The organism is Streptomyces europaeiscabiei (assembly GCF_036346855.1).
Taxonomy (GTDB): domain Bacteria; phylum Actinomycetota; class Actinomycetes; order Streptomycetales; family Streptomycetaceae; genus Streptomyces; species Streptomyces europaeiscabiei.
On sequence record NZ_CP107841.1, the window covers coordinates 6,415,419 to 6,435,893 of the forward strand.

The following is a 20,475-nucleotide window of genomic DNA, read 5'->3' on the forward strand; positions in this document are numbered from 1 at the left end:
CTCGATGACTTGAGCGATCCCGACCGGGGATACCCCACAAATGGGGTATCCCCGGTTGGTCGTTCCTAGGGAAGCAGTCTCGCCGGTAAGGTGACCTGCGCTGCCCGTTTTCACAGGGCGCTCATACACGGGCACTCGACGCGGCAGTTAAACGTTACGTAAGTCGTCCTCATCAGAATCTCAAAACCGTCACCCTTGACGCAGTAGCGCGGGGGTCGCAGGAGGCACCGTGCTCACCGCGTTCGCCCGGGCGTTCAAGACGCCCGACCTGCGCAAGAAGCTGCTCTTCACGCTCGGCATCATCGGGATCTACCGGATCGGTACACATGTGCCGATCCCCGGTGTCGACTACTCCGCCGTCCAGTTCTGCATCGACCAGGCCCAGACCACCTCGGGGCTCTTCGGTCTGGTCAACATGTTCAGTGGTGGCGCGCTGCTGCAGATCACCATCTTCGCGCTCGGCATCATGCCGTACATCACGGCGAGCATCATTCTGCAGCTGCTGACCGTGGTGATTCCGCGTCTGGAAGCCCTGAAGAAGGAGGGGCAGTCCGGTACGGCGAAGATCACGCAGTACACGCGTTATCTGACGGTGGCCCTGGCCATCCTGCAGGGCACCGGCCTCGTCGCCACCGCCCGCAGCGGCTCGCTGTTCAGCGGCTGCCCGCAGGCAGCCGGGATCGTGCCCGACCGGTCGATCTACACCACCATGGTCATGGTCATCACCATGACCGCCGGTACGGCCGTCGTCATGTGGCTCGGTGAGCTCATCACCGACCGCGGCATCGGCAACGGCATGTCGATCCTGATGTTCATCTCGATCGCCGCCACGTTCCCGTCCGCGCTGTGGGCCATCAAGGAGCAGGGCGACCTGGCGGGCGGCTGGATCGAGTTCGGCATCGTGATCGCCGTCGGCTTCGTCATGGTCGCGCTCGTGGTCTTCGTCGAGCAGGCCCAGCGCCGCATCCCGGTCCAGTACGCGAAGCGCATGATCGGCCGTCGGTCCTACGGCGGTACGTCGACGTACATTCCGTTGAAGGTCAACCAGGCGGGCATCATCCCTGTGATCTTTGCCTCGTCACTGCTCTACATCCCGGCGCTGGTCGCGCAGTTCGCTGGTGGAACTTCCGGCTGGAAGACCTGGATCGAGAAGAATCTTGCGCAACCGGACGCTCCGGCGCACATCACCCTCTACTTCTTCCTGATCATTTTCTTCGCGTTCTTCTACGTGGCCATCTCGTTCAACCCCGAGGAAGTCGCGGACAACATGAAGAAGTATGGTGGCTTCATCCCGGGCATCCGGGCTGGCCGACCGACCGCTGAGTACCTGAGTTACGTACTCAACCGGATCACCTGGCCGGGTTCGCTGTACCTGGCTCTGATCGCTCTCGTGCCGACGATGGCATTGGCCCCCATGGGGGCAAACGCCAACTTCCCGTTCGGCGGTACCAGCATCCTGATCATCGTGGGTGTCGGTCTGGAGACGGTGAAGCAGATCGAGAGCCAGCTCCAGCAGCGCAATTACGAAGGGTTCCTCCGCTGATGCGAATCGTCCTCGTCGGGCCGCCGGGTGCCGGTAAGGGAACGCAGGCCGCGTTCCTCGCCCAGAACCTGTCGATCCCGCACATCTCCACGGGCGACCTGTTCCGGGCCAACATCAGCAAGCAGACGGAGCTCGGCAAGCTCGCGAAGTCCTACATGGACAAGGGCGAGCTGGTGCCGGACGAGGTCACCATCGCGATGGCCAAGGACCGCATGGAGCAGCCGGACGCCGAGCACGGCTTCCTGCTCGACGGCTTCCCGCGCAACGTCTCGCAGGCCGAGGCGCTCGACGTGACGCTCCAGGACGAGTCCATGAACCTGGACGCGGTGCTGGACCTGGAGGTCCCCGAGGAAGAGGTCGTCAAGCGGATCGCCGGTCGGCGCATCTGCCGGAACGACTCCGCCCACGTCTTCCACGTCACGTACAAGAAGCCGAAGCAGGAGGGCGTCTGCGACGCCTGCGGCGGCGAGCTGTACCAGCGTGACGACGACTCCGAGGAGACCGTCCGCAAGCGTCTGGAGGTCTACCACACCCAGACCGAGCCGATCATCGACTACTACAAGGCCCAGGGCCTCGTGGTGACGATCACGGCCCTCGGCCCGGTGGAGGAAGTCACCCAGCGCGCCATGGAGGCGCTCAAGCGCGAGGACGACGACAAGTAAGGTCAGTCAGCCAGTACGTAGGCCGCGGTGCCCGTGAGGGGCGCCGCGGCTGCTTTTTGCGGTGAACCGTCCCCGCTCTCGCGGACGTGGTGATTCGCCGTTGTGCTTGCCCCATCGGTGGTTGCGGCACACTTGACCCAGACGTGCTTACCGGAAGTGGAGAGGCGAGAGCCTGATGGTGCAGATCAAGAGCCCCGAGCAGATCGCCAAGATGCGCGAGGCGGGGCTGGTCGTCGCCGCCATCCACGCGGCCACCCGGGAGGCCGCCGTACCCGGCGCCTCCACGAAGGATCTTGACGAGGTGGCCCGCAAGGTGCTCGCGGAGCACGGGGCGAAGTCGAACTTCCTCGGGTACGGCGGCTTCCCGGCGACGATCTGCACGTCGGTGAACGAGGTCGTGGTGCATGGGATTCCGAGCGACGAGGTCGTGCTGAAGGACGGCGACATCATCTCCATCGACTGTGGAGCGATCGTCGACGGCTGGCACGGTGACGCGGCCTACACCGCGTTCGTGGGATCCGGTCACGCCCCGGAGCTGATCGAGCTGTCGCGGGTGACCGAGGAGTCCATGTGGGCCGGGATCGCCGCGATGAAGGTCGGGAACCGGCTCGTGGACGTCTCCCGGGCCATCGAGACGTACATCCGCCGGCAGCCGAAGCCGGGCGGGGGCAAGTACGGGATCGTCGAGGACTACGGCGGCCATGGCATCGGGACCGAGATGCACATGGACCCGCATCTGCTGAACTACGTCGAGCGGCGGCGGGGGAAAGGGCCGAAGCTCGTCCCCGGGTTCTGCCTCGCGATCGAGCCGATGGTGGCGCTGGGTACGCCGAAGACCGAGGTTCTCGCGGACGACTGGACCGTGGTGAGCACGGACGGGACGTGGTCCTCGCACTGGGAGCACTCGGTGGCGTTGACGGAGGTCGGGCCGCTGGTGCTGACCGCGCCCGACGGGGGCAGGGCGAAGCTGGCGGAGTACGGGATCACCGCGGCCCCTGACCCGCTGGGCTGAGCGGGTCGGCCGACTGCGGGCCGTGTGTGGCCGGCAGCGGGGTCGGCCGACTGCGGGCCGTGTGCGGCCGGGCGCGCCCACGTGGCGGAGTCGCACGGTGACACAGTCCCGCACCCTTCTGGGCCTGAGGCCCATCGAGGGGCGCCGCAACCGGCCCGAGTAATGATCTTCTGCGATGGGCAGTCTTACCCGAATTCGTGTTTCTCGGGGGCCTGACGTAGACTGACTCGTCGGCTCTCGTGTTTCCGTGTGTCTTCATTCGGTTACGCCGAGTCGATCAAGGTAGTCGATTCGAAGGGCGAAGCGTGGCCAAGAAGCAAGGTGCCATCGAGATCGAGGGCACTGTCGTCGAGTCTCTTCCGAACGCCATGTTCAAGGTCGAGCTCCAGAACGGCCACCAGGTCCTGGCACACATCAGCGGCAAGATGCGTATGCACTACATCCGTATCCTCCCTGACGACCGGGTCGTGGTGGAGTTGTCTCCGTACGACCTGACGCGTGGCCGGATCGTCTACCGGTACAAGTGAGCTTGGGCGGGTCCTGTACTCGCCCCGGCGGCCGGGAGGGTCGTCGCTGGACAGGCTTAGACCTGTCAAACTCCCCGGAGCGATCCAGGGGAGAGTCTTCCTGATCCACCGGAAGAGAACTCCAACGCTACAAGTAGATCTTGTCTTGTCCGCCCCTGCCCCGTGCGGGAGCACTGACCCGGAGAACCTCACCCCATGAAGGTCAAGCCGAGCGTCAAGAAGATCTGCGACAAGTGCAGGGTGATCCGCCGTCACGGTCGGGTCATGGTCATCTGCGAGAACCCGCGCCACAAGCAGCGCCAGGGCTGACGCACGTTCGACCTCTCCCTCTGCATCGACATCGCAGGGATTCGCGCGACGCGAGCTGAATTTGTTCATACGCAGGACCCAGGCGTGCTCAGCGTCTGACACCCCCGGCTCGGAGGCCGGGGACCCGGGTCGTACCCACTCTTCGACACGTAAGAGGCCGGCGGCCGGGATCTGGTTCTGCGGAAGACCTCCGACAATCACCAGGAGCCATTGAATGGCACGCGTTTCCGGTGTTGACATCCCGCGCGACAAGCGCGTGGAGGTCGCCCTCACCTACGTGTTCGGCATCGGCCGGACCCTCTCCCAGGAGACGCTGGCAGCGACCGGCGTCAACCCCGACACCCGCGTCCGCGACCTCTCCGAGGAGCAGCTCGTCGCGATCCGCGAGTACGTGGACAACAACATCAAGACCGAGGGTGACCTCCGTCGCGAGGTTCAGGCCGACATCCGCCGCAAGGTGGAGATCGGCTGCTACCAGGGCCTCCGTCACCGTCGTGGTCTGCCCGTCCGCGGTCAGCGCACCAGCACGAACGCCCGCACCCGCAAGGGCCCGCGTCGCGCCATCGCCGGTAAGAAGAAGCCGGGCAAGAAGTAGTCCTCAGCGGACAACGCTTCATCAGCGGTCTTCGCTGTAGGACCGACCACCTCCCCGTAGGAGTTTGTAGATGCCCCCCAAGGGTCGTCAGGGCGCTGCCAAGAAGGTGCGCCGCAAGGAAAAGAAGAACGTCGCTCACGGTCACGCGCACATCAAGAGCACGTTCAACAACACGATCGTCTCGATCACGGACCCCTCGGGCAACGTGATCTCCTGGGCCTCCGCCGGCCACGTCGGCTTCAAGGGCTCCCGGAAGTCCACGCCGTTCGCCGCGCAGATGGCCGCCGAGTCGGCTGCCCGTCGCGCGCAGGAGCACGGCATGCGCAAGGTCGACGTGTTCGTCAAGGGCCCGGGTTCGGGTCGTGAGACGGCCATCCGTTCGCTGCAGGCGACCGGTCTCGAGGTCGGCTCCATCCAGGACGTCACGCCCACCCCGCACAACGGCTGCCGTCCGCCCAAGCGTCGCCGCGTCTGATCGCGTCGGCTCAGGGCGGCTCGGCTTCCGGCTGGGGGTGTGGGGGTCATTCCCCACAATGTCGCAGTACGGCTGCCGTCCGCCCGAGCGTCGCCGCGTCTGACCCTTCGGGGCCGATGCACGGCAGCTTGGTCTGAGGTTTTCGGGCGGTATGGCTCTTCATGGCCATATCGCCCGTACCCTTGTAGTTCTCAAGGGCATCAAATAGTGGGTGCCCATGACTGAAGGATTCACTTCATGCTGATCGCTCAGCGTCCCTCGTTGACCGAAGAGGTCGTCGACGAGTTCCGCTCCCGGTTCGTGATCGAGCCGCTGGAGCCGGGCTTCGGCTACACCCTCGGCAACAGCCTTCGCCGTACGCTCCTGTCGTCGATCCCCGGTGCGGCGGTCACGTCCATCCGTATCGACGGTGTCCTGCACGAGTTCACCACCGTGCCGGGCGTCAAGGAGGACGTCACCGACCTGATCCTCAACATCAAGCAGCTGGTCGTCTCCTCGGAGCACGACGAGCCGGTCGTGATGTACCTGCGCAAGCAGGGCCCGGGTCTGGTCACCGCCGCCGACATCGCGCCCCCGGCCGGTGTCGAGGTGCACAACCCCGACCTCGTCCTCGCCACGCTCAACGGCAAGGGCAAGCTGGAGATGGAGCTGACGGTCGAGCGTGGCCGCGGTTACGTCTCCGCCGTGCAGAACAAGCAGGTGGGCCAGGAGATCGGCCGTATCCCGGTCGACTCCATCTACTCGCCGGTTCTCAAGGTCACGTACAAGGTCGAGGCGACTCGTGTCGAGCAGCGCACCGACTTCGACAAGCTGATCGTCGACGTCGAGACCAAGCAGGCGATGCGTCCGCGTGACGCCATGGCCTCCGCCGGTAAGACGCTGGTCGAGCTGTTCGGTCTCGCCCGTGAGCTGAACATCGACGCCGAGGGCATCGACATGGGCCCGTCCCCGACGGACGCCGCTCTCGCCGCCGATCTCGCCCTGCCGATCGAGGAGCTGGAGCTCACCGTTCGGTCGTACAACTGCCTCAAGCGCGAGGGCATCCACTCCGTGGGTGAGCTCGTGGCTCGTTCCGAGGCGGACCTGCTCGACATCCGCAACTTCGGTGCGAAGTCGATCGACGAGGTCAAGGCGAAGCTGGCGGGTATGGGCCTGGCGCTCAAGGACTCCCCGCCCGGATTCGACCCGACCGCCGCCGCCGACGCGTTCGGCGCGGACGACGACGCGGACGCCGGGTTCGTGGAGACCGAGCAGTACTAAGAGCTCGGGCCATCCGGTCCGTACTTGGGTGCGGGTGCGCTGTGGCTTGTCGCGCAGTTCCCCGCGCCCCTTCCGGGAGCGTCCCTTCGGGACTGCTCCCGGATCTTCGACGGGCATCCGCCCGCTCGGATACTGACCTCGGTACCTGATACGGCCGGGGCAGACACCTAGGAGAAACACCATGCCGAAGCCCACCAAGGGTGCCCGTCTGGGCGGCGGCGCCGCGCACGAGAAGCTGCTCCTCGCGAACCTCGCGAAGGCGCTCTTCGAGCACGGCCGCATCACCACCACCGAGGCGAAGGCCCGCCGTCTGCGGCCGTACGCCGAGCGTCTGGTCACCAAGGCGAAGAAGGGCGACCTTCACAACCGCCGCCAGGTGCTCCAGGTCATCACGGACAAGAGCATCGTGCACACGCTCTTCACCGAGATCGGCCCGCGGTACGAGAACCGTCCGGGTGGCTACACCCGTATCACCAAGATCGGTAACCGCCGTGGCGACAACGCGCCCATGGCCGTCATCGAGCTGGTCGAGGCGCTGACGGTCGCGCAGCAGGCCACCGGTGAGGCCGAGGCCGCCACCAAGCGTGCCGCCAAGGACGCGGAGGCGCCTGCCGCTGAGGCCAAGGTGGACACGACCAAGGCCGACGAGGCCGCGGACGAGGCTGCCGAGGAGTCGAAGGACGCGTAAGCGTTCTGCGGGGGCTGTGCGTCGGCGGCCGCGGGTTCGTTGTGGTTGTTCGCGCAGTTCCCCGTGCCCCTGAAAGACGGGGCGTGTGTGAGCGGGCCCGTTCCTTTCGAGGAACGGGCCCGCTTTTCTGTACCTGAGAGGATCTTCGTGTGAGTGATGAAGCGGCGCCCGGTCATGTCCGTGTCCGGCTGGACCTGTCGTACGACGGGAGTGAGTTCTCCGGGTGGGCCAAGCAGGCCGGGGGACGGCGGACGGTGCAGGGGGAGATCGAGGACGCTCTGCGGACCGTTACGCGGTCGAGCGAGACGTATGAGCTGACCGTGGCGGGGCGGACCGACGCGGGGGTGCACGCGCGGGGCCAGGTGGCGCATGTCGATCTGCCGCGGGAGGTCTGGGACGAGCACCACGGGAAGCTGCTCAAGCGGCTCGCAGGGCGGCTCTCCCGGGACGTACGGGTCTGGGCCCTGCGGGAGGCTCCCAGTGGCTTCAACGCCCGGTTCTCGGCCGTCTGGCGGCGGTACGCCTATCGGGTGACCGACAACCCCGGCGGTGTCGATCCGTTGCTGCGCAGCCACGTGCTGTGGCACGACTGGCCGCTGGACGTGGACGCCATGAACGACGCCGCCTCGCGGCTGCTCGGGGAGCACGACTTCGCGGCCTACTGCAAGCGGCGGGAGGGCGCGACCACGATCCGTACGCTGCAGCGGCTCAGTCTGGTGCGGGGGGACGACGGAATCATCACCGCGACCGTGCGGGCCGACGCCTTCTGCCACAACATGGTGCGCTCGCTGATCGGGGCGCTGCTGTTCGTCGGAGACGGGCACCGGGGGGCCGAGTGGCCCGGGAAGGTGCTGGCCGCCGGTGTGCGGGACTCCGCCGTGCATGTCGTACGGCCGCACGGGCTGACCCTGGAGGAGGTCGGGTATCCGGCCGACGAACTGCTGGCCGCGCGCAGCAAGGAGGCGCGCAACCGGCGGAGTCTGCCGGGGGTGCCCGGGGTCGGCTGCTGCTGACCTCGGGCGGCGGCATGGGTACGGGTGGTCACTGCCCGTTGGCAGCGGCGGCGGCCTGGGTCTCACCCCGGCGGCGGATCTGTTCGTACGTGGACTCACTGAGGTCGTCGCCGGCCGTGAAGACGGCGGTGTCCTTCTCCGTGACGTCCTTGCCGTCGGTGAAGCCGGCCAGGGTGAAGTGGGCGTAGCGGCCGTAGGAGTTGGCGGTCGTACGGCAGAACGTCGTACGGCAGAAGGTGGGCACGCCGTCGCCGGAGAGGGAGACGAGGGTGCTCTTCTTGTCCCAGTCCTTCTTGACCTTGGTCGCCTTGGCCTCGGTGTCGAACAGGGCGACGCCGACCGTGACCGCGATCTTGTCCCGGTAGTAGGTCACGCGCATGAAGCGGGTGCAGTCGTTGCTGGTCAGCAGCTTGCCGAGGGTGCCCTGGACGGCCGAGGCGCAGTCTGTCGTCGAGGCTGTGGCGCCCTTTCGGTAGACGACGTTGTCGCGCTTGGTCAGCTGGGAGCCCGGGAAGAGGATGTCCGGGCTGATCGGCGCCTTGTCCTTGCCCGAGCTGGAGATGAAGTCCTTCGGGTTCAGCGGTGGCGGGGCCGAGGTCGGCGCGAACGACGGGTCCGTCTTGGCGCTGGCGCTCGGGATGTCCGCGGTGGCCGGCAGGTCGTTCGGGCCGTTCGCCGTGGTGGTGCCGCTGTCCGCGTTGACGACGGCGACGGCCACGGCGACGCCTATGCCGACCGTGGCGAGAGCGCCGCCGACGATCATCAGGAGTCTGCGGCGTCTGTTGCGTGTTTCGGACTGCTCGGCGAGTGACGCCCAGTCCGGGGTCTGGTTACTGGTGGAATTCCGCTGATTGTCCCACGGGTTGTGGGAACCTCCGGGGCTCCACTGAGACCCCCCCTGCCCAAAGCTCATGGGCCGCAGTTTAGACGGGCGAGGCGAGGCCTTCTTCAGTTATGGGTTACGCCAGGTATCGGGTTACGCCTTGTCCTTCCAGCCTTTGAACTTCATGTCGCAGGTCTTGCTCTTGCCCTTGGCCTCGCACCAGTCCGTCGTCGGGTTCTTCGCTGACAGGTCGGGTTCTTCGCGGAGAGGTCGTGGACGGGGACGCGGAGGGCCGGTCCTGCCCGCCTTCAAGTCCCAGACCTTGAGGATCTCGCCCTTGGGCGTGAACTTCACCTGGCCGCCGGGCGCCGAGTAGCGGCTCGACGCGGACGCCGTCCCGGCGGTGCCCGGCGTCAGGGCGACCCCGGCCGCCACGGTCGAGGCGACGGCACTCTTGCGAGACTTCATACGTGGACCCCGGTTTTTCAGGCTGCATGCCTGATCATGTGCCTGCCTCGCGGCGCGTGAGGCCGGATCGCATCGAACCCGTGGGCGAAGTGGATCAAGGGTGCGGCGGCCCCCGGCCCGGACCCGTTTTGACCTGTCCGGGGCGGCGCGGGTAGCCTTCCAGTTTGTTATGCGTATGGGCTTGGTCGTTCTCACGCGAGAGGCCCTTACGTAGGTTCCCTGGAGCAGTTACCAGTGGGCGGCATACGGGCAGCGTCCCCGGCACTGTCGTCCCCAGCTGCACGATCGCTTCAGTGATGCCATGTGTCAGCACCCATCCACTGAAGAAGAAGGCTGCGAAGTGCGTACGTACAGCCCCAAGCCCGGCGATGTGACTCGCCAGTGGCACGTCATTGACGCTCAGGACATCGTCCTGGGCCGTCTGGCTACCACTGCCGCGAACCTCCTCCGCGGCAAGCACAAGCCGACCTATGCCCCGCACATGGACATGGGCGACTTCGTCATCATCATCAACGCCGACAAGGTTCACCTGTCCGGCAACAAGAAGACCCAGAAGCTGGCGTACCGCCACTCCGGCTACCCGGGTGGTCTGCGCTCCGTCCGCTACGACGAGCTGCTGGCGAAGAACCCCGAGAAGGCCGTCGAGAAGGCCATCAAGGGCATGATCCCCAAGAACACCCTGGGCCGTCAGATGATCTCGAAGCTGAAGGTCTACTCGGGCGACCAGCACCCGCACGCTGCGCAGCAGCCGGTGCCGTTCGAGATCACCCAGGTCGCGCAGTAGTTCCGGCCACAACCCCCCTAAGACAGAAAAGAATCTGAGGAGAATCGTGGCCGAGACCACCGTTGAGCAGCCGGTCGAAGAGACCGAGAGTGAGCTCGTCGACATCGAGAGCTACACCACCGAGTCCGAGGTGCCCGTCGAGGGCGAGTACACCACTGAGACCTCGGGTGACCTTGCCGGCCGCTTCGGCGACCCGCAGCCGGCCGCCGGCCTGGGCCGTCGCAAGAACGCCATCGCCCGCGTCCGGATCGTCCCGGGCTCCGGCAAGTGGAAGATCAACGGGCGTACGCTCGAGGACTACTTCCCGAACAAGGTGCACCAGCAGGAGGTCAACGAGCCGTTCAAGGTTCTTGAGCTCGAAGGCCGCTACGACGTCATCGCCCGCATCGCCGGTGGCGGTGTCTCCGGTCAGGCCGGTGCGCTCCGTCTCGGTGTCGCCCGCGCGCTGAACGAGGCCGACGTCGACAACAACCGTGGCGCCCTCAAGAAGGCCGGCTTCCTCCGCCGCGACGACCGTGCGGTCGAGCGCAAGAAGGCCGGTCTGAAGAAGGCCCGCAAGGCTCCGCAGTACAGCAAGCGCTAAATCGCGCTCGCGCCGTATCGCGCGTATCGCCCCGGTGGCACGTACCTGTGCCGCCGGGGCGGTTTGCGTAGCAGGGGCGATCGTTCATCGCAGACTTATACACAGACTGTCGGTACAACCCCGAAAGGGGGAGGACAGTCTCAGGGGATGTACTTGGTCCGGGGAATGCCGGGACACTCGGGGACAGCCGGTGCGGGACCGCCCGGTAGGGGACCATCAGGTACGAGCCGCACATTCTCAGCAATTCGGAGGACACCACAGTGGGACGACTCTTCGGCACGGACGGCGTGCGCGGTGTCGCCAACGCGGATCTGACGGCCGAGCTCGCGCTCGGACTCTCCGTCGCGGCGGCACACGTACTCGCCGAGGCGGGAACGTTCGAGGGCCACAAGCCGGTGGCGGTGGTCGGGCGGGATCCGCGGGCGTCCGGAGAGTTCCTGGAGGCGGCCGTCGTGGCCGGCCTCGCCAGCGCGGGCGTCGACGTGCTGCGCGTCGGTGTGCTGCCCACCCCCGCGGTGGCGTTCCTCACCGGCGAGCTGGGCGCCGACCTCGGCGTGATGCTCTCCGCCAGCCACAACGCCATGCCCGACAACGGCGTCAAGTTCTTCGCCCGCGGCGGGCACAAGCTCGCCGACGATCTGGAGGACCGGATCGAGGGCGTGTACGAGCAGCACCGCACCGGGGCGCCCTGGGACCGGCCCACGGGTGCGGGTGTCGGGCGCGTCCGGTCGTACGACGAGGGCTCCGCGCGGTACGTCGAGCATCTGCTCTCCGTCCTCCCCAACCGCCTCGAAGGGCTGAAGGTCGTCCTCGACGAGGCGCACGGCGCCGCCGCCGCGGTCTCGCCGGAGGCGTTCACGCGCGCCGGCGCCGAGATCCTCACCATCGGGGCCGAGCCGGACGGGCTCAACATCAACGACGGGTGCGGGTCGACGCACCTCGGGAAGCTGCGGGCCGCCGTCGTCGAGCACGGGGCGCACCTCGGGATCGCGCACGACGGGGACGCCGACCGGTGCCTGGCCGTGGACCACGAGGGCAACGAGATCGACGGGGACCAGATCCTCGCGGTGCTCGCGCTGGACATGCGCGAGCGCGGGGCGCTCCGGTCGGACACCGTGGTCGCCACCGTGATGTCCAACCTCGGCTTCAAGCTGGCGTTGGAGCGGGAGGGGCTCAAGCTGGTGCAGACCGGGGTCGGGGACCGGTATGTGCTGGAGGAGATGAAGCGCCACGGGTACGCCCTCGGGGGCGAGCAGTCCGGGCATGTGATCATCTCCGACCACGCGACGACGGGTGACGGCACGTTGACGGGGCTGCTGCTCGCGGCTCGGGTCGCGCGGACCGGTCGTACGCTCAAGGAGCTGGCCGGGGTGATGGAGCGGTTGCCGCAGGTGCTCATCAACGTGCCGGATGTGGATCGGTCGCGGGTGGGGACGTCCGCGGAGCTGGCGGCGGCGGTGGGTGAGGCCGAGCGGGAACTGGGTTCTACGGGGCGGGTGTTGTTGCGTCCTTCCGGGACCGAGCCGTTGGTGCGGGTGATGGTGGAGGCGGCGGATATCGAGCAGGCTCGGTCTGTTGCGGGGCGGCTTGCGGATGCGGTGAAGTCCGCGCTCGGGTAGTTCTGGCGTTCCGTTTCGTTCCGCGTAGGGGCGTGGGGTTCTGTGTTGTGCGGGCTGCGGGCTGCGGGCTGCGGGCTGTGGGTTCGTCGTGGCTTGTCGCGCCCCACGCGGCGGAGCCGCAGATCGATACAGCCCCGCGCCCCTGAGGAGCAGGGGCTGCGCCACCTGCTCCTCAGGGGCGCTGCTGACGGGGCAAGGACCACAGCCACTTCTGGAAGAACAGGGTGAGGGTGCCTGCCAGGACGATGCCTGCGAGGTTCAGCAGGAGTTGGTTCGTCGAGCCGATCGTCTGGGCCGTGTCGCCGTAGCTCAGGGCGACCGCCGCGTTGGCTGCCGCCGGGACCGTGGTGACCGAGATGGCCACGCCGACCAGGGCGCCCGACTTCGCCGAGGTGAGGGAGAGGGTGCCGGCGATGCCGGCGAGGACGGCCACGACGAAGGAGAAGGCGTCGGGGGCGTAGACGAAGGCCGTGTTGGGGCGCTCGGCGTCCAGTTGCTCCCTGCTGAACAGGTCGAGCGCGTCCATGAAGAGGCTGAAGCCGACGGTCACGGCCATGGCCACCGCGAAGCCCACGAGGAGCGCGATCAGGGAGCGCAGGGCGAGGCGCGGGTGGCGTTGCACGATGGATGTGCTGATGCCCGCCAGGGGGCCGAACTCGGGGCCGACCGCCATCGCGCCGACGATCAGGATGGCGTTGTCGAGGACCACACCGCAGGCCGCGATCATCGTGGCGAGGGTGATGAAGGCGATGTAGGTGAGGGAGAGCGTCGACTCCTCGTGGGTGGCGTCCGTCAGGTGCTCCCACAGGACCGCGTCCGCGCCCTCTCCGGGCGCGTCCTTCTCGGCCCTGTCGGCGCGCTCGGAGAGCGACAGATCGATGTTCTCCACGGCGATGGAGCCGGTCCTGTCGAGGTCCAACGCCCTGAGCGCGCCGATCAGTTCGTCGCCCGCCTCGCGGGCCGCGTCGCACATCACGACGTCTCCGGCGGGGTTGCGGGCGGCGCCCGGTACGACGACGAGGTGGGCGGTCCCGACCGTGTTCTCGATCAGGTGCACCACCTCGTCGGTCCTGTCGGACGGGGTGATCAGGCGGAGATGCAGCATGCCGCCCTTTCTAACAGGCCGTGGTTACGGCCGTGGGCATCGCGTTGTCCGCGGCTTCACAGTTTGCGCAGGCTGAGGCGGCGCACCTTGTGGTCGGGGCCCTTGCGGATGATGAGGGTGGCGCGGCCCCGGGTGGGGGCGATGTTCTCGACCAGGTTGGGCTTGTTGATGGTGCGCCAGAGGATGCGGGCGTAGTCGACGGCCTCGTCCTCGGAGACCTGGGTGTACTTGCGGAAGTACGAGTCGGGCTTCTGGAAGGCGGTCTGGCGGAGCTTCTTGAAGCGGTTGAGGTACCAGCGCTCGATGTCGTCGGCGCCGGCGTCGACGTACACGCTGAAGTCGAAGTAGTCGGCGAGACCGACGCGGGTGCGGCCGTCGCTGCCGGGGAGGGCGGGCTGGAGGACGTTGAGGCCCTCGACGATGAGGATGTCGGGGCGGCGGACCGTGAGCCGCTGGTCGGGAACGATGTCGTAGATGAGGTGGGAGTAGACGGGGGCCGTCACCTCGTCCTTGCCGGCCTTGATGTCGGCGACGAAACGGGTCAGGGCCCGGCGGTCGTACGACTCGGGGAAGCCCTTGCGGGAGACCAGACCGCGTTCCTGGAGGTCCTTCATGGGCAGCAGGAAGCCGTCGGTGGTGACCAGTTCCACGCGCGGGTGTTCGGGCCAGCGGGCGAGGAGGGCCTGGAGGAGACGGGCGACGGTCGACTTGCCGACGGCCACGGAGCCGGCGACGCCTATGACGAACGGGGTGCCGGACTGGGAGCCCTGCTCGCCCAGGAACGTGTTGAGGGCGCCGCGCAGGCCGTCGGTGGCGCCGATGTAGAGGTTGAGGAGCCGGGACAGTGGCAGATAGATGTCCCGTACCTCGTCGAGGTCGATGACATCGCCCAGGCCGCGCAGCTTCTCGACCTCCTCGGCGTTCAGGGGCAGCGGCGTTTTTTCACGCAGCGCGCTCCACTCGGCACGGGTGAGGTCGACGTAGGGAGTCGCCTCCGGCCTGGGCCGGTGGGCGCTCCGCGGCAACGAGGAGACCGGTGAGATCACAGTCCATTGTTAACGGAGTTTGAACGGGGTGGCGGGTGGGGTCCGTCACGCCGGGGGCACATCAGGGGATATGCCCTTCACTGTGCGTGAACTGTGGCGAAGGTGTGGACCTGGAGTGGGGGGAGGACTAGCGTCCGGGCGGTCGGGAGGGAGCCGCCTCCCGGTCGGCCAGGGGGAATTGGGGGATCTGGATGACTTTCGACGTGCGTTCACGGTTACGGGGCGCTGTTCGGAGGGGGTCTACGCGCGGTGAGTCGGAGCTCGCCGGGCGGGTGTGCAGCGAGCTCTCGGTGGATCTGCCGGACGAGGATCTGGGCGAGTGCCTCTCCGACGCGATGGACATGTACCGGATGGGGAGCAAGCCCCGGTGCGAGGAGGTCGAGTACCTCGGGATGGTGCGGGAGGCGATCGACCGGATCGAGGAGGGGAGTTGAGGAGTCGAGTGGCGAGGGCGGGGTGAGCGTCAGGTCGTGATGTTCCGCCAGGCGGCCGGGATCGCCTCCGCCACGTCGTGGGCGCCCGCCGGGGCGCCGTCGGCGGCGTAGCGGCCCGCCAGGCCGTGTACGTACGCCGCCACGCTCGCCGCGTCCAGGGGGGAGAGGCCGGCCGCCAGGAGCGAGCCCGCCAGGCCCGAGAGGACGTCGCCGCTGCCGGCGGTGGCCAGCCAGGGGGTGCCGGTGGCGTTGACGCGGACCGGGGTGTCGGGGTCCGGGGCGGCGACCAGTGTGGTCGAGCCCTTGAGAAGGACCGTCGCGTCGTAGGCGCGGGCCAGGTCGCGTACGGCGGTGAGACGGGAGGCCTCGACCTCCTCCCGGGAGATGCCGAGGAGGGCAGCGGCCTCGCCCGCGTGCGGGGTCAGCAGGGTCGGGGAGGGACGGGCACGCACCGTCTCGCGGTCGGCGAGGCGCAGGCCGTCGGCGTCGAGGAGGACGGGGACGTCGGTGGAGAGGGCCTCGGCGACGGGGGCCGGGTCGTCGCCCGCCCCGGGACCGGCGACCCAGGCCTGGACCCTTCCCGCCTTCTTCGGGCCCGTGTTCGAGACCAGGGTCTCCGGGAAGCGGGCGAGGACCGCGTCGGTGGCCGCGCCGACATAGCGGACCGCGCCCGCTCCGCCGCGCAGGGCGCCCGCGACCGCGAGGACCGCCGCGCCCGGGTAGCGGGTCGAGCCCGCCGCGATGCCCACGACTCCTCGGCGGTACTTGTCGCTCTCCCGGGACGGGTGGGGGAGCAGGGCGGCCACGTCGGCGTGCTGGAGGGACTCCAGGGCTGGGGTGGCCGGGAGGGTGCTCGCCAGGCCGATGTCGATCAGGCGGACCGAGCCTGCGTACTCGCGGGCCGGGTCGATGAGGAGGCCCGGTTTGTGGGTGCCGAAGGTGACGGTGAGGTCGGCGCGGACGGCTGCGCCGTGCACCTCGCCGGTGTCCGGTTCGACGCCGCTCGGGAGGTCCACGGCGATGACCGTGGCGGGGGAGGAGGCCACGAGGGCGGCGAGGAGGGCGGCTTCCGGGCGGAGTCCGCCCTTGCCGCCGATGCCGACGATGCCGTCCAGGACGAGGTCGGCGTGGTGGATGAGGGCGGCGGCGGTGGCGGGGGTGGCTGTGGTGCCGCCCGCTCGGAGAAGGGACTTGAGGGCGGCGGGGTGGGTGCGGTCCGGGGTCAGGAGGACGGCGGTGACTCCCGCGCCGCGCTTCGCCAGGCGGGCGCCGGCGTAGAGGGTGTCGCCGCCGTTGTCCCCGCTGCCGGTGAGGAGGACCACGCGGCTGCCGTAGACGCGGCGGGGGAGGGTGTCGGCGCAGGCCGCGGCGAGGCCTGCGGCCGCGCGTTGCATCAGGGCGCCGTCGGGGAGCTGTGCCATGAGGGTGCGTTCGGCTGTGCGGACGGTTTCTACGCGGTGGGCTGAGCGCATGGGGACGAGTCTGCCTTGTGGTGGGGGTGGGTGCAGCTGGGTGGGGGCGTGGGGTGCGCTTGGCTGTGGCCGGGCGGGGGTGGGTTCCGCGGCTCGGCGGTTACGAGGTGCCGCTGCGCCCACCTTCCCCACTCTCGGCTTCGCTCGAGCGGGAGGTACCCCATCGCCCCAGCGGCACGATTGCCCGCGGTTGAGTGGACGGGTGGGTGAGCTATTGGACCCCTCCCTCACCCTTCGGCGATCACCACCGCCGATGCCACCCCCGCGTCGTGGCTCAGGGAGATGTGCCAGGACTTGACGCCCAGCTCGGACGCGCGGGACGCGACCGTGCCGGTCACTCGGAGGCGGGGTTGGCCGGAGGGTTCGACGTAGACCTCGGCGTCGGTCCAGCGGAGGCCGCTGGGGGCGCCGAGGGCCTTGGCCAGAGCCTCTTTCGCGGCGAAGCGGGCCGCGAGGGAGGCGATGCCCCGGCGTTCCCCGCTGGGGAGCGTGAGTTCGTCGGGGAGGAAGAGGCGATCGGCCATGCTGGGCGTGCGTTCCAGCGCGGCGTGGAAACGGTCGATCTCGGCGACGTCGATGCCGACTCCGATGATGGGCATGATCCGCACCCTAGCCTCAGCCCGAGGCCGCCCCGCCCCCGCTCACTCCACCGTCACCGACTTCGCCAGGTTCCGCGGCTGGTCCACCTCGTTGCCCCTCGCCGTCGCCAGTTCGCAGGCGAAGACCTGGAGGGGGACCGTGGCGACCAGGGGCTGGAGCAGCGTCGGGGTGGCGGGAATGCGGATCAGGTGGTCGGCGTACGGGACGACCGCCTCGTCGCCCTCCTCCGCGATGACGATCGTGCGGGCACCGCGCGCGCGGATCTCCTGGATGTTGGAGACGATCTTGTCGTGGAGGAGGGAGCGGCCCGCCGGGGAGGGGACCACGACGACCACCGGGAGGTCCGCCTCGATCAGGGCGATCGGACCGTGCTTCAGCTCGCCCGCCGCGAAGCCCTCCGCGTGCATGTAGGCCAGTTCCTTGAGCTTCAGGGCGCCCTCCAGGGCCACCGGATAGCCCACGTGGCGGCCCAGGAACAGCACCGTGTTCTTGTCGGCGAGGGTGCGCGCCAACTCCCGTACCGGCTCCATCGTTTCGAGGACCCGTTCCACCTCGCGGGAGATGCGGGAGAGGTCGCGGACCACCGCCCGGATCTCGTCGCCCCACTTGGTGCCGCGTACCTGGCCGAGATACAGGGCCACGAGATAGCAGGCCACCAGCTGTGTCAGGAACGCCTTCGTGGAGGCGACCGCCACCTCCGGGCCGGCGTGGGTGTAGAGGACCGCGTCGGACTCGCGGGGGATCGTCGAGCCGTTGGTGTTGCAGATGGCGAGGACACGGGCGCCCTGTTCACGGGCGTGCCGCAGGGCCATCAGCGTGTCCATGGTCTCGCCGGACTGGGAGATGGCGACGACCAGGGTGTGCGGGCCGAGGATCGGGTCCCGGTAGCGGAACTCGCTCGCCAGCTCCACCTCGCACGGGATACGGGTCCAGTGCTCGATGGCGTACTTGGCGATCATGCCCGCGTGGAACGCCGTACCGCACGCGACGATGACCACCTTGTCCAGCTCGCGCAGCTCCTTGTCGGGGATCCGGACCTCGTCCAGGGACAGTGAGCCCGCCGTGTCGATACGGCCGAGGAGCGTGTCCGCGACCGCCTTGGGCTGCTCGGCGATCTCCTTGAGCATGAAGTAGTCGTAGCCGTCCTTCTCCGCCGCCGACGCGTCCCAGTCGACGTGGTAGGAGCGGACCTCGGCGGGGCGGCCGTCGAACGTCGTCACCGTGACGCCGTCGCGGCGCAGTTCGACCACCTGGTCCTGGCCCAGCTCGATCGCCGAGCGGGTGTGGGCGATGAACGCGGCCACGTCCGAGGCGAGGAAGGCCTCGCCCTCGCCGACACCGACCACCAGGGGCGAGTTCCGGCGCGCGCCCACGACCACGTCCGGCGCGTCCGCGTGCACCGCGACCAGGGTGAACGCTCCCTCCAGCCGACGGCACACCAGCCGCATCGCCTCCGCGAGGTCCGCGCACGACGAGAACTCCTCGGCGAGCAGGTGGGCGACGACCTCGGTGTCCGTCTCGGAGACCAGGGCGTGGCCCCGTTCGGCCAGTTCGGCACGGAGCGCGGCGAAGTTCTCGATGATGCCGTTGTGGACGACGGCGACCCGGCCCGCGTTGTCGAGGTGCGGGTGGGCGTTGGCGTCCGTGGGGCCGCCGTGGGTGGCCCAGCGGGTGTGGCCGACGCCGGTCGAACCGGCCGGCAGCGGGTGGCCGACCACCTCCTTCTCCAGATTGACCAGCTTCCCGGCCTTCTTCGCGGCGGCCAGGCCCCCGTCGGCCAGTACCGCCACGCCCGCGGAGTCGTACCCCCGGTACTCCAGCCGCTTCAGCCCGGCCAGGACCACGTCGAGCGCGGACTGCGAGCCGATGTATCCCACGATTCCGCACATATCAACCCCTGTGTCGTGCCGCTCGCGACCTGTCGTGTGCAATATGTGACTGTACGTGACGCCGGTGGTGTCCGGTGAGCCCTCATATCGGGTGACTTGCCGCGCGGATATCGGGTGACCGTACGCGCGGCGCCCTCACCCGCGCGCGTACGGCACGTATCGCTGATCACATGACGAGCAGACGAATGATGTTCCGTGCCGTCGCCGTGTCCCCGGCGCAACGATGCGCCCCGTGCCCCTGACGACCGGGCTGCGCCCGTTCGATGATGCGTCCATGGGCTCTGAGACACTGGGGCTGACATGAGTGAGACAGCACCTCTGCGGAGCGCGCCCCTGCGGGCCCGTGCCGAGATCGATCTGGATGCCCTGCGGGCCAATGTGCGGACGTTGCGTGCGCTGGCGCCGGGCGCCGCGCTGATGGCCGTGGTCAAGTCGGACGCGTACGGCCATGGGGCGGTGCGGTGTGCGCGGGCGGCGGTCGAGGCCGGGGCGACCTGGCTGGGGACGGCCACGCCCGAGGAGGCGCTGGCGCTTCGCGCGGCGGGGCTGTCGGGACGGTTGATGTGCTGGCTGTGGGCGCCGGGCGGGCCCTGGCGCGAGGCGGTCGAGGCCGACCTGGACGTCGCGGTCAGCGGGATGTGGGCGCTGCGGGAGGTCACCGACGCCGCCCGCGAGGCGGGCCTGCGCGCGCGTGTGCAGCTCAAGGCCGACACGGGGCTCGGCCGGAACGGCTGCCAGCCCGACGACTGGCCGGCGCTCGTCGCCGAGGCGCTGCGGGCTCAGGCCGAGGGGTTCGTGACGGTCACCGGACTCTGGTCGCACCTCGCGTGCGCCGACGAGCCGGGGCACCCGTCCATCGAGGCCCAGCTCACCCGCTTCCGCGACATGGTCGCCTACGCCGAGGGCCAGGGCGTCCGCCCCGAGGTGCGGCACATCGCCAACTCGCCCGCCACACTCACCCGCCCGGACGCCCACTTCGACCTCGTACGCACGGGAATCGCGGTCTACGGCATCTCGCCCAGCCCGGAGCTGGGCAGCTCCGCCGATCTCGGGCTACGGCCCGTGATGCGGCTCAGCGCCTCGCTCGCGCTGGTCAAACACGTCTCAGGGGGGCACGGTGTCAGCTACGGGCACCACTACGTCACGCCCGGTGCCACAACCCTCGGCCTGGTCCCCGTCGGCTACGCGGACGGCATCCCCCGGCACGCCTCCGGAACCGGGCCCGTACTGGTCGGCGGCAAGTGGCGGACCGTCGCGGGCCGGGTCGCCATGGACCAGTTCGTCGTCGACCTCGGCGGGGACGAACCCGCCGCCGGGGACGAGGTCGTGCTGTTCGGGGCCGGCGACAGGGGTGAGCCGACCGCCGAGGACTGGGCGAAGGCGGCCGGGACCATCGCGTACGAGATCGTGACGCGCATCGGAACCCGCGTTCCGCGCGTCTACGTCAACACGGGTGAGTGAGCGGGCGCGTGCGGCCGTGAGCGCGGCCCATGAGGATGTGACCACGGGTGTGCGATCGCCGGTGTGCGGCACGGGCGGGTGGCCACGGGTGTGATCCGGGGCACGTG

The 20,475-nt window shown here is 68.8% G+C and carries 22 protein-coding genes; 15 read left to right on the forward strand and 7 right to left on the reverse strand.

Going from position 1 to position 20,475, the window contains the following annotated elements; genetic code table 11:
- Positions 1-229 precede the first annotated feature (229 nt).
- The 10 genes from secY (at position 230) to truA (ending at position 8,084) form a co-directional block, all read left to right on the forward strand.
- On the forward strand, positions 230-1,543 hold the full coding sequence (gene secY, locus OG858_RS28145; protein WP_319066277.1) for a preprotein translocase subunit SecY: 1,314 nt from the start codon (positions 230-232) through the stop codon (positions 1,541-1,543).
- Positions 1,543-2,205, forward strand: a complete 663-nt coding sequence (locus tag OG858_RS28150; protein WP_086749368.1) for an adenylate kinase — start codon at positions 1,543-1,545, stop codon at positions 2,203-2,205. The genes secY and OG858_RS28150 overlap by 1 nt, the downstream gene beginning before the upstream one ends.
- Before the next feature lie 175 nt (positions 2,206-2,380).
- Complete coding sequence (map, locus tag OG858_RS28155; RefSeq protein WP_086749369.1) at positions 2,381-3,217, forward strand: type I methionyl aminopeptidase; 837 nt, start codon at positions 2,381-2,383, stop codon at positions 3,215-3,217.
- Positions 3,218-3,522: 305 nt separating this feature from the next.
- A complete protein-coding gene (gene infA, locus OG858_RS28160; RefSeq protein ID WP_003948620.1) occupies positions 3,523-3,744 on the forward strand; it encodes a translation initiation factor IF-1 in 222 nt (73 codons plus the stop codon).
- Between the two features lie 195 nt (positions 3,745-3,939).
- The gene (rpmJ, locus tag OG858_RS28165; RefSeq protein WP_003998809.1) at positions 3,940-4,053 is read left to right on the forward strand and encodes a 50S ribosomal protein L36; all 114 of its coding nucleotides are present in this window, start codon (positions 3,940-3,942) and stop codon (positions 4,051-4,053) included.
- A gap of 214 nt (positions 4,054-4,267) precedes the next feature.
- Positions 4,268-4,648, forward strand: a complete 381-nt coding sequence (gene rpsM, locus OG858_RS28170; RefSeq protein ID WP_005481202.1) for a 30S ribosomal protein S13 — start codon at positions 4,268-4,270, stop codon at positions 4,646-4,648.
- 70 nt (positions 4,649-4,718) lie between these two features.
- Positions 4,719-5,123, forward strand: coding sequence for a 30S ribosomal protein S11 (rpsK, locus tag OG858_RS28175; RefSeq protein ID WP_003956432.1), 405 nt, complete (start codon positions 4,719-4,721; stop codon positions 5,121-5,123).
- Between the two features lie 237 nt (positions 5,124-5,360).
- Entirely contained in the window at positions 5,361-6,383 is a 1,023-nt protein-coding gene (locus tag OG858_RS28180) for a DNA-directed RNA polymerase subunit alpha (RefSeq protein ID WP_003966937.1), read from the forward strand.
- 181 nt (positions 6,384-6,564) lie between these two features.
- A complete protein-coding gene (gene rplQ / locus OG858_RS28185; protein ID WP_037694157.1) occupies positions 6,565-7,071 on the forward strand; it encodes a 50S ribosomal protein L17 in 507 nt (168 codons plus the stop codon).
- Between the two features lie 149 nt (positions 7,072-7,220).
- The gene (gene truA / locus OG858_RS28190) at positions 7,221-8,084 is read left to right on the forward strand and encodes a tRNA pseudouridine(38-40) synthase TruA (RefSeq protein WP_319317495.1); all 864 of its coding nucleotides are present in this window, start codon (positions 7,221-7,223) and stop codon (positions 8,082-8,084) included.
- Positions 8,085-8,112: 28 nt separating this feature from the next.
- Here the strand turns inward: truA and OG858_RS28195 are convergent, their stop codons facing one another.
- Positions 8,113-8,997 (reverse strand): hypothetical protein, encoded by an 885-nt coding sequence (locus tag OG858_RS28195; RefSeq protein ID WP_179201097.1) that lies wholly within the window; start codon positions 8,995-8,997, stop codon positions 8,113-8,115.
- 63 nt (positions 8,998-9,060) lie between these two features.
- Positions 9,061-9,375: a hypothetical protein gene (locus tag OG858_RS28200; RefSeq protein ID WP_179201098.1), complete on the reverse strand. Its 315-nt coding sequence runs from the start codon at positions 9,373-9,375 to the stop codon at positions 9,061-9,063.
- A 340-nt stretch (positions 9,376-9,715) separates the two neighbouring features.
- Between OG858_RS28200 and rplM the strand changes: the two genes are divergently transcribed.
- The 3 genes from rplM (at position 9,716) to glmM (ending at position 12,361) form a co-directional block, all read left to right on the forward strand.
- Complete coding sequence (gene rplM / locus OG858_RS28205) at positions 9,716-10,159, forward strand: 50S ribosomal protein L13 (RefSeq protein WP_013001400.1); 444 nt, start codon at positions 9,716-9,718, stop codon at positions 10,157-10,159.
- A gap of 46 nt (positions 10,160-10,205) precedes the next feature.
- The gene (gene rpsI / locus OG858_RS28210; protein WP_086749372.1) at positions 10,206-10,742 is read left to right on the forward strand and encodes a 30S ribosomal protein S9; all 537 of its coding nucleotides are present in this window, start codon (positions 10,206-10,208) and stop codon (positions 10,740-10,742) included.
- A gap of 260 nt (positions 10,743-11,002) precedes the next feature.
- The gene (glmM, locus tag OG858_RS28215) at positions 11,003-12,361 is read left to right on the forward strand and encodes a phosphoglucosamine mutase (protein ID WP_319066270.1); all 1,359 of its coding nucleotides are present in this window, start codon (positions 11,003-11,005) and stop codon (positions 12,359-12,361) included.
- 172 nt (positions 12,362-12,533) lie between these two features.
- Here glmM and OG858_RS28220 read toward each other — a convergent pair whose 3' ends face one another.
- Together OG858_RS28220 and coaA are read right to left on the reverse strand one after the other, a co-directional pair.
- On the reverse strand, positions 12,534-13,466 hold the full coding sequence (locus tag OG858_RS28220; protein ID WP_086752287.1) for a DUF389 domain-containing protein: 933 nt from the start codon (positions 13,464-13,466) through the stop codon (positions 12,534-12,536).
- A 56-nt stretch (positions 13,467-13,522) separates the two neighbouring features.
- Positions 13,523-14,512 carry a type I pantothenate kinase gene (gene coaA / locus OG858_RS28225; protein ID WP_086752289.1) on the reverse strand — a complete coding sequence of 330 codons (990 nt, stop codon included), beginning with the start codon at positions 14,510-14,512 and terminating at the stop codon, positions 13,523-13,525.
- Between the two features lie 272 nt (positions 14,513-14,784).
- Between coaA and OG858_RS28230 the strand changes: the two genes are divergently transcribed.
- Positions 14,785-14,946 (forward strand): hypothetical protein, encoded by a 162-nt coding sequence (locus tag OG858_RS28230; protein WP_179201368.1) that lies wholly within the window; start codon positions 14,785-14,787, stop codon positions 14,944-14,946.
- A 29-nt stretch (positions 14,947-14,975) separates the two neighbouring features.
- On the opposite strand, the gene OG858_RS28235 is transcribed toward OG858_RS28230, so the two are convergent.
- The 3 genes from OG858_RS28235 to glmS form a co-directional block, all read right to left on the reverse strand.
- Positions 14,976-16,418 (reverse strand): NAD(P)H-hydrate dehydratase, encoded by a 1,443-nt coding sequence (locus OG858_RS28235; protein WP_319317506.1) that lies wholly within the window; start codon positions 16,416-16,418, stop codon positions 14,976-14,978.
- Between the two features lie 227 nt (positions 16,419-16,645).
- Positions 16,646-17,017 (reverse strand): holo-ACP synthase, encoded by a 372-nt coding sequence (locus OG858_RS28240; protein WP_319066266.1) that lies wholly within the window; start codon positions 17,015-17,017, stop codon positions 16,646-16,648.
- A 42-nt stretch (positions 17,018-17,059) separates the two neighbouring features.
- The gene (gene glmS, locus OG858_RS28245) at positions 17,060-18,907 is read right to left on the reverse strand and encodes a glutamine--fructose-6-phosphate transaminase (isomerizing) (RefSeq protein WP_086752968.1); all 1,848 of its coding nucleotides are present in this window, start codon (positions 18,905-18,907) and stop codon (positions 17,060-17,062) included.
- 300 nt (positions 18,908-19,207) lie between these two features.
- Between glmS and alr the strand changes: the two genes are divergently transcribed.
- Positions 19,208-20,368 (forward strand): alanine racemase, encoded by a 1,161-nt coding sequence (alr, locus tag OG858_RS28250; protein ID WP_086752966.1) that lies wholly within the window; start codon positions 19,208-19,210, stop codon positions 20,366-20,368.
- Positions 20,369-20,475 lie beyond the last annotated feature (107 nt).

What these genes read in the sequence shown, in the direction of transcription:
- rplQ (WP_037694157.1), top strand. Translation starts at nt 6,565, where the DNA reads ATGCCGAAGCCCACCAAGGGTGCCCGTCTGGGCGGCGGCGCCGCGCAC.
- rpmJ (WP_003998809.1), top strand. Translation starts at nt 3,940, where the DNA reads ATGAAGGTCAAGCCGAGCGTCAAGAAGATCTGCGACAAGTGCAGGGTG.
- OG858_RS28195 (WP_179201097.1), bottom strand. Translation starts at nt 8,997, where the DNA reads ATGAGCTTTGGGCAGGGGGGGTCTCAGTGGAGCCCCGGAGGTTCCCAC.
- OG858_RS28180 (WP_003966937.1), top strand. Translation starts at nt 5,361, where the DNA reads ATGCTGATCGCTCAGCGTCCCTCGTTGACCGAAGAGGTCGTCGACGAG.
- OG858_RS28150 (WP_086749368.1), top strand. Translation starts at nt 1,543, where the DNA reads ATGCGAATCGTCCTCGTCGGGCCGCCGGGTGCCGGTAAGGGAACGCAG.
- rpsM (WP_005481202.1), top strand. Translation starts at nt 4,268, where the DNA reads ATGGCACGCGTTTCCGGTGTTGACATCCCGCGCGACAAGCGCGTGGAG.
- OG858_RS28235 (WP_319317506.1), bottom strand. Translation starts at nt 16,418, where the DNA reads ATGCGCTCAGCCCACCGCGTAGAAACCGTCCGCACAGCCGAACGCACC.
- OG858_RS28200 (WP_179201098.1), bottom strand. Translation starts at nt 9,375, where the DNA reads ATGAAGTCTCGCAAGAGTGCCGTCGCCTCGACCGTGGCGGCCGGGGTC.
- OG858_RS28220 (WP_086752287.1), bottom strand. Translation starts at nt 13,466, where the DNA reads ATGCTGCATCTCCGCCTGATCACCCCGTCCGACAGGACCGACGAGGTG.
- map (WP_086749369.1), top strand. Translation starts at nt 2,381, where the DNA reads ATGGTGCAGATCAAGAGCCCCGAGCAGATCGCCAAGATGCGCGAGGCG.
- OG858_RS28240 (WP_319066266.1), bottom strand. Translation starts at nt 17,017, where the DNA reads ATGCCCATCATCGGAGTCGGCATCGACGTCGCCGAGATCGACCGTTTC.
- glmS (WP_086752968.1), bottom strand. Translation starts at nt 18,907, where the DNA reads ATGTGCGGAATCGTGGGATACATCGGCTCGCAGTCCGCGCTCGACGTG.
- alr (WP_086752966.1), top strand. Translation starts at nt 19,208, where the DNA reads ATGAGTGAGACAGCACCTCTGCGGAGCGCGCCCCTGCGGGCCCGTGCC.
- rpsK (WP_003956432.1), top strand. Translation starts at nt 4,719, where the DNA reads ATGCCCCCCAAGGGTCGTCAGGGCGCTGCCAAGAAGGTGCGCCGCAAG.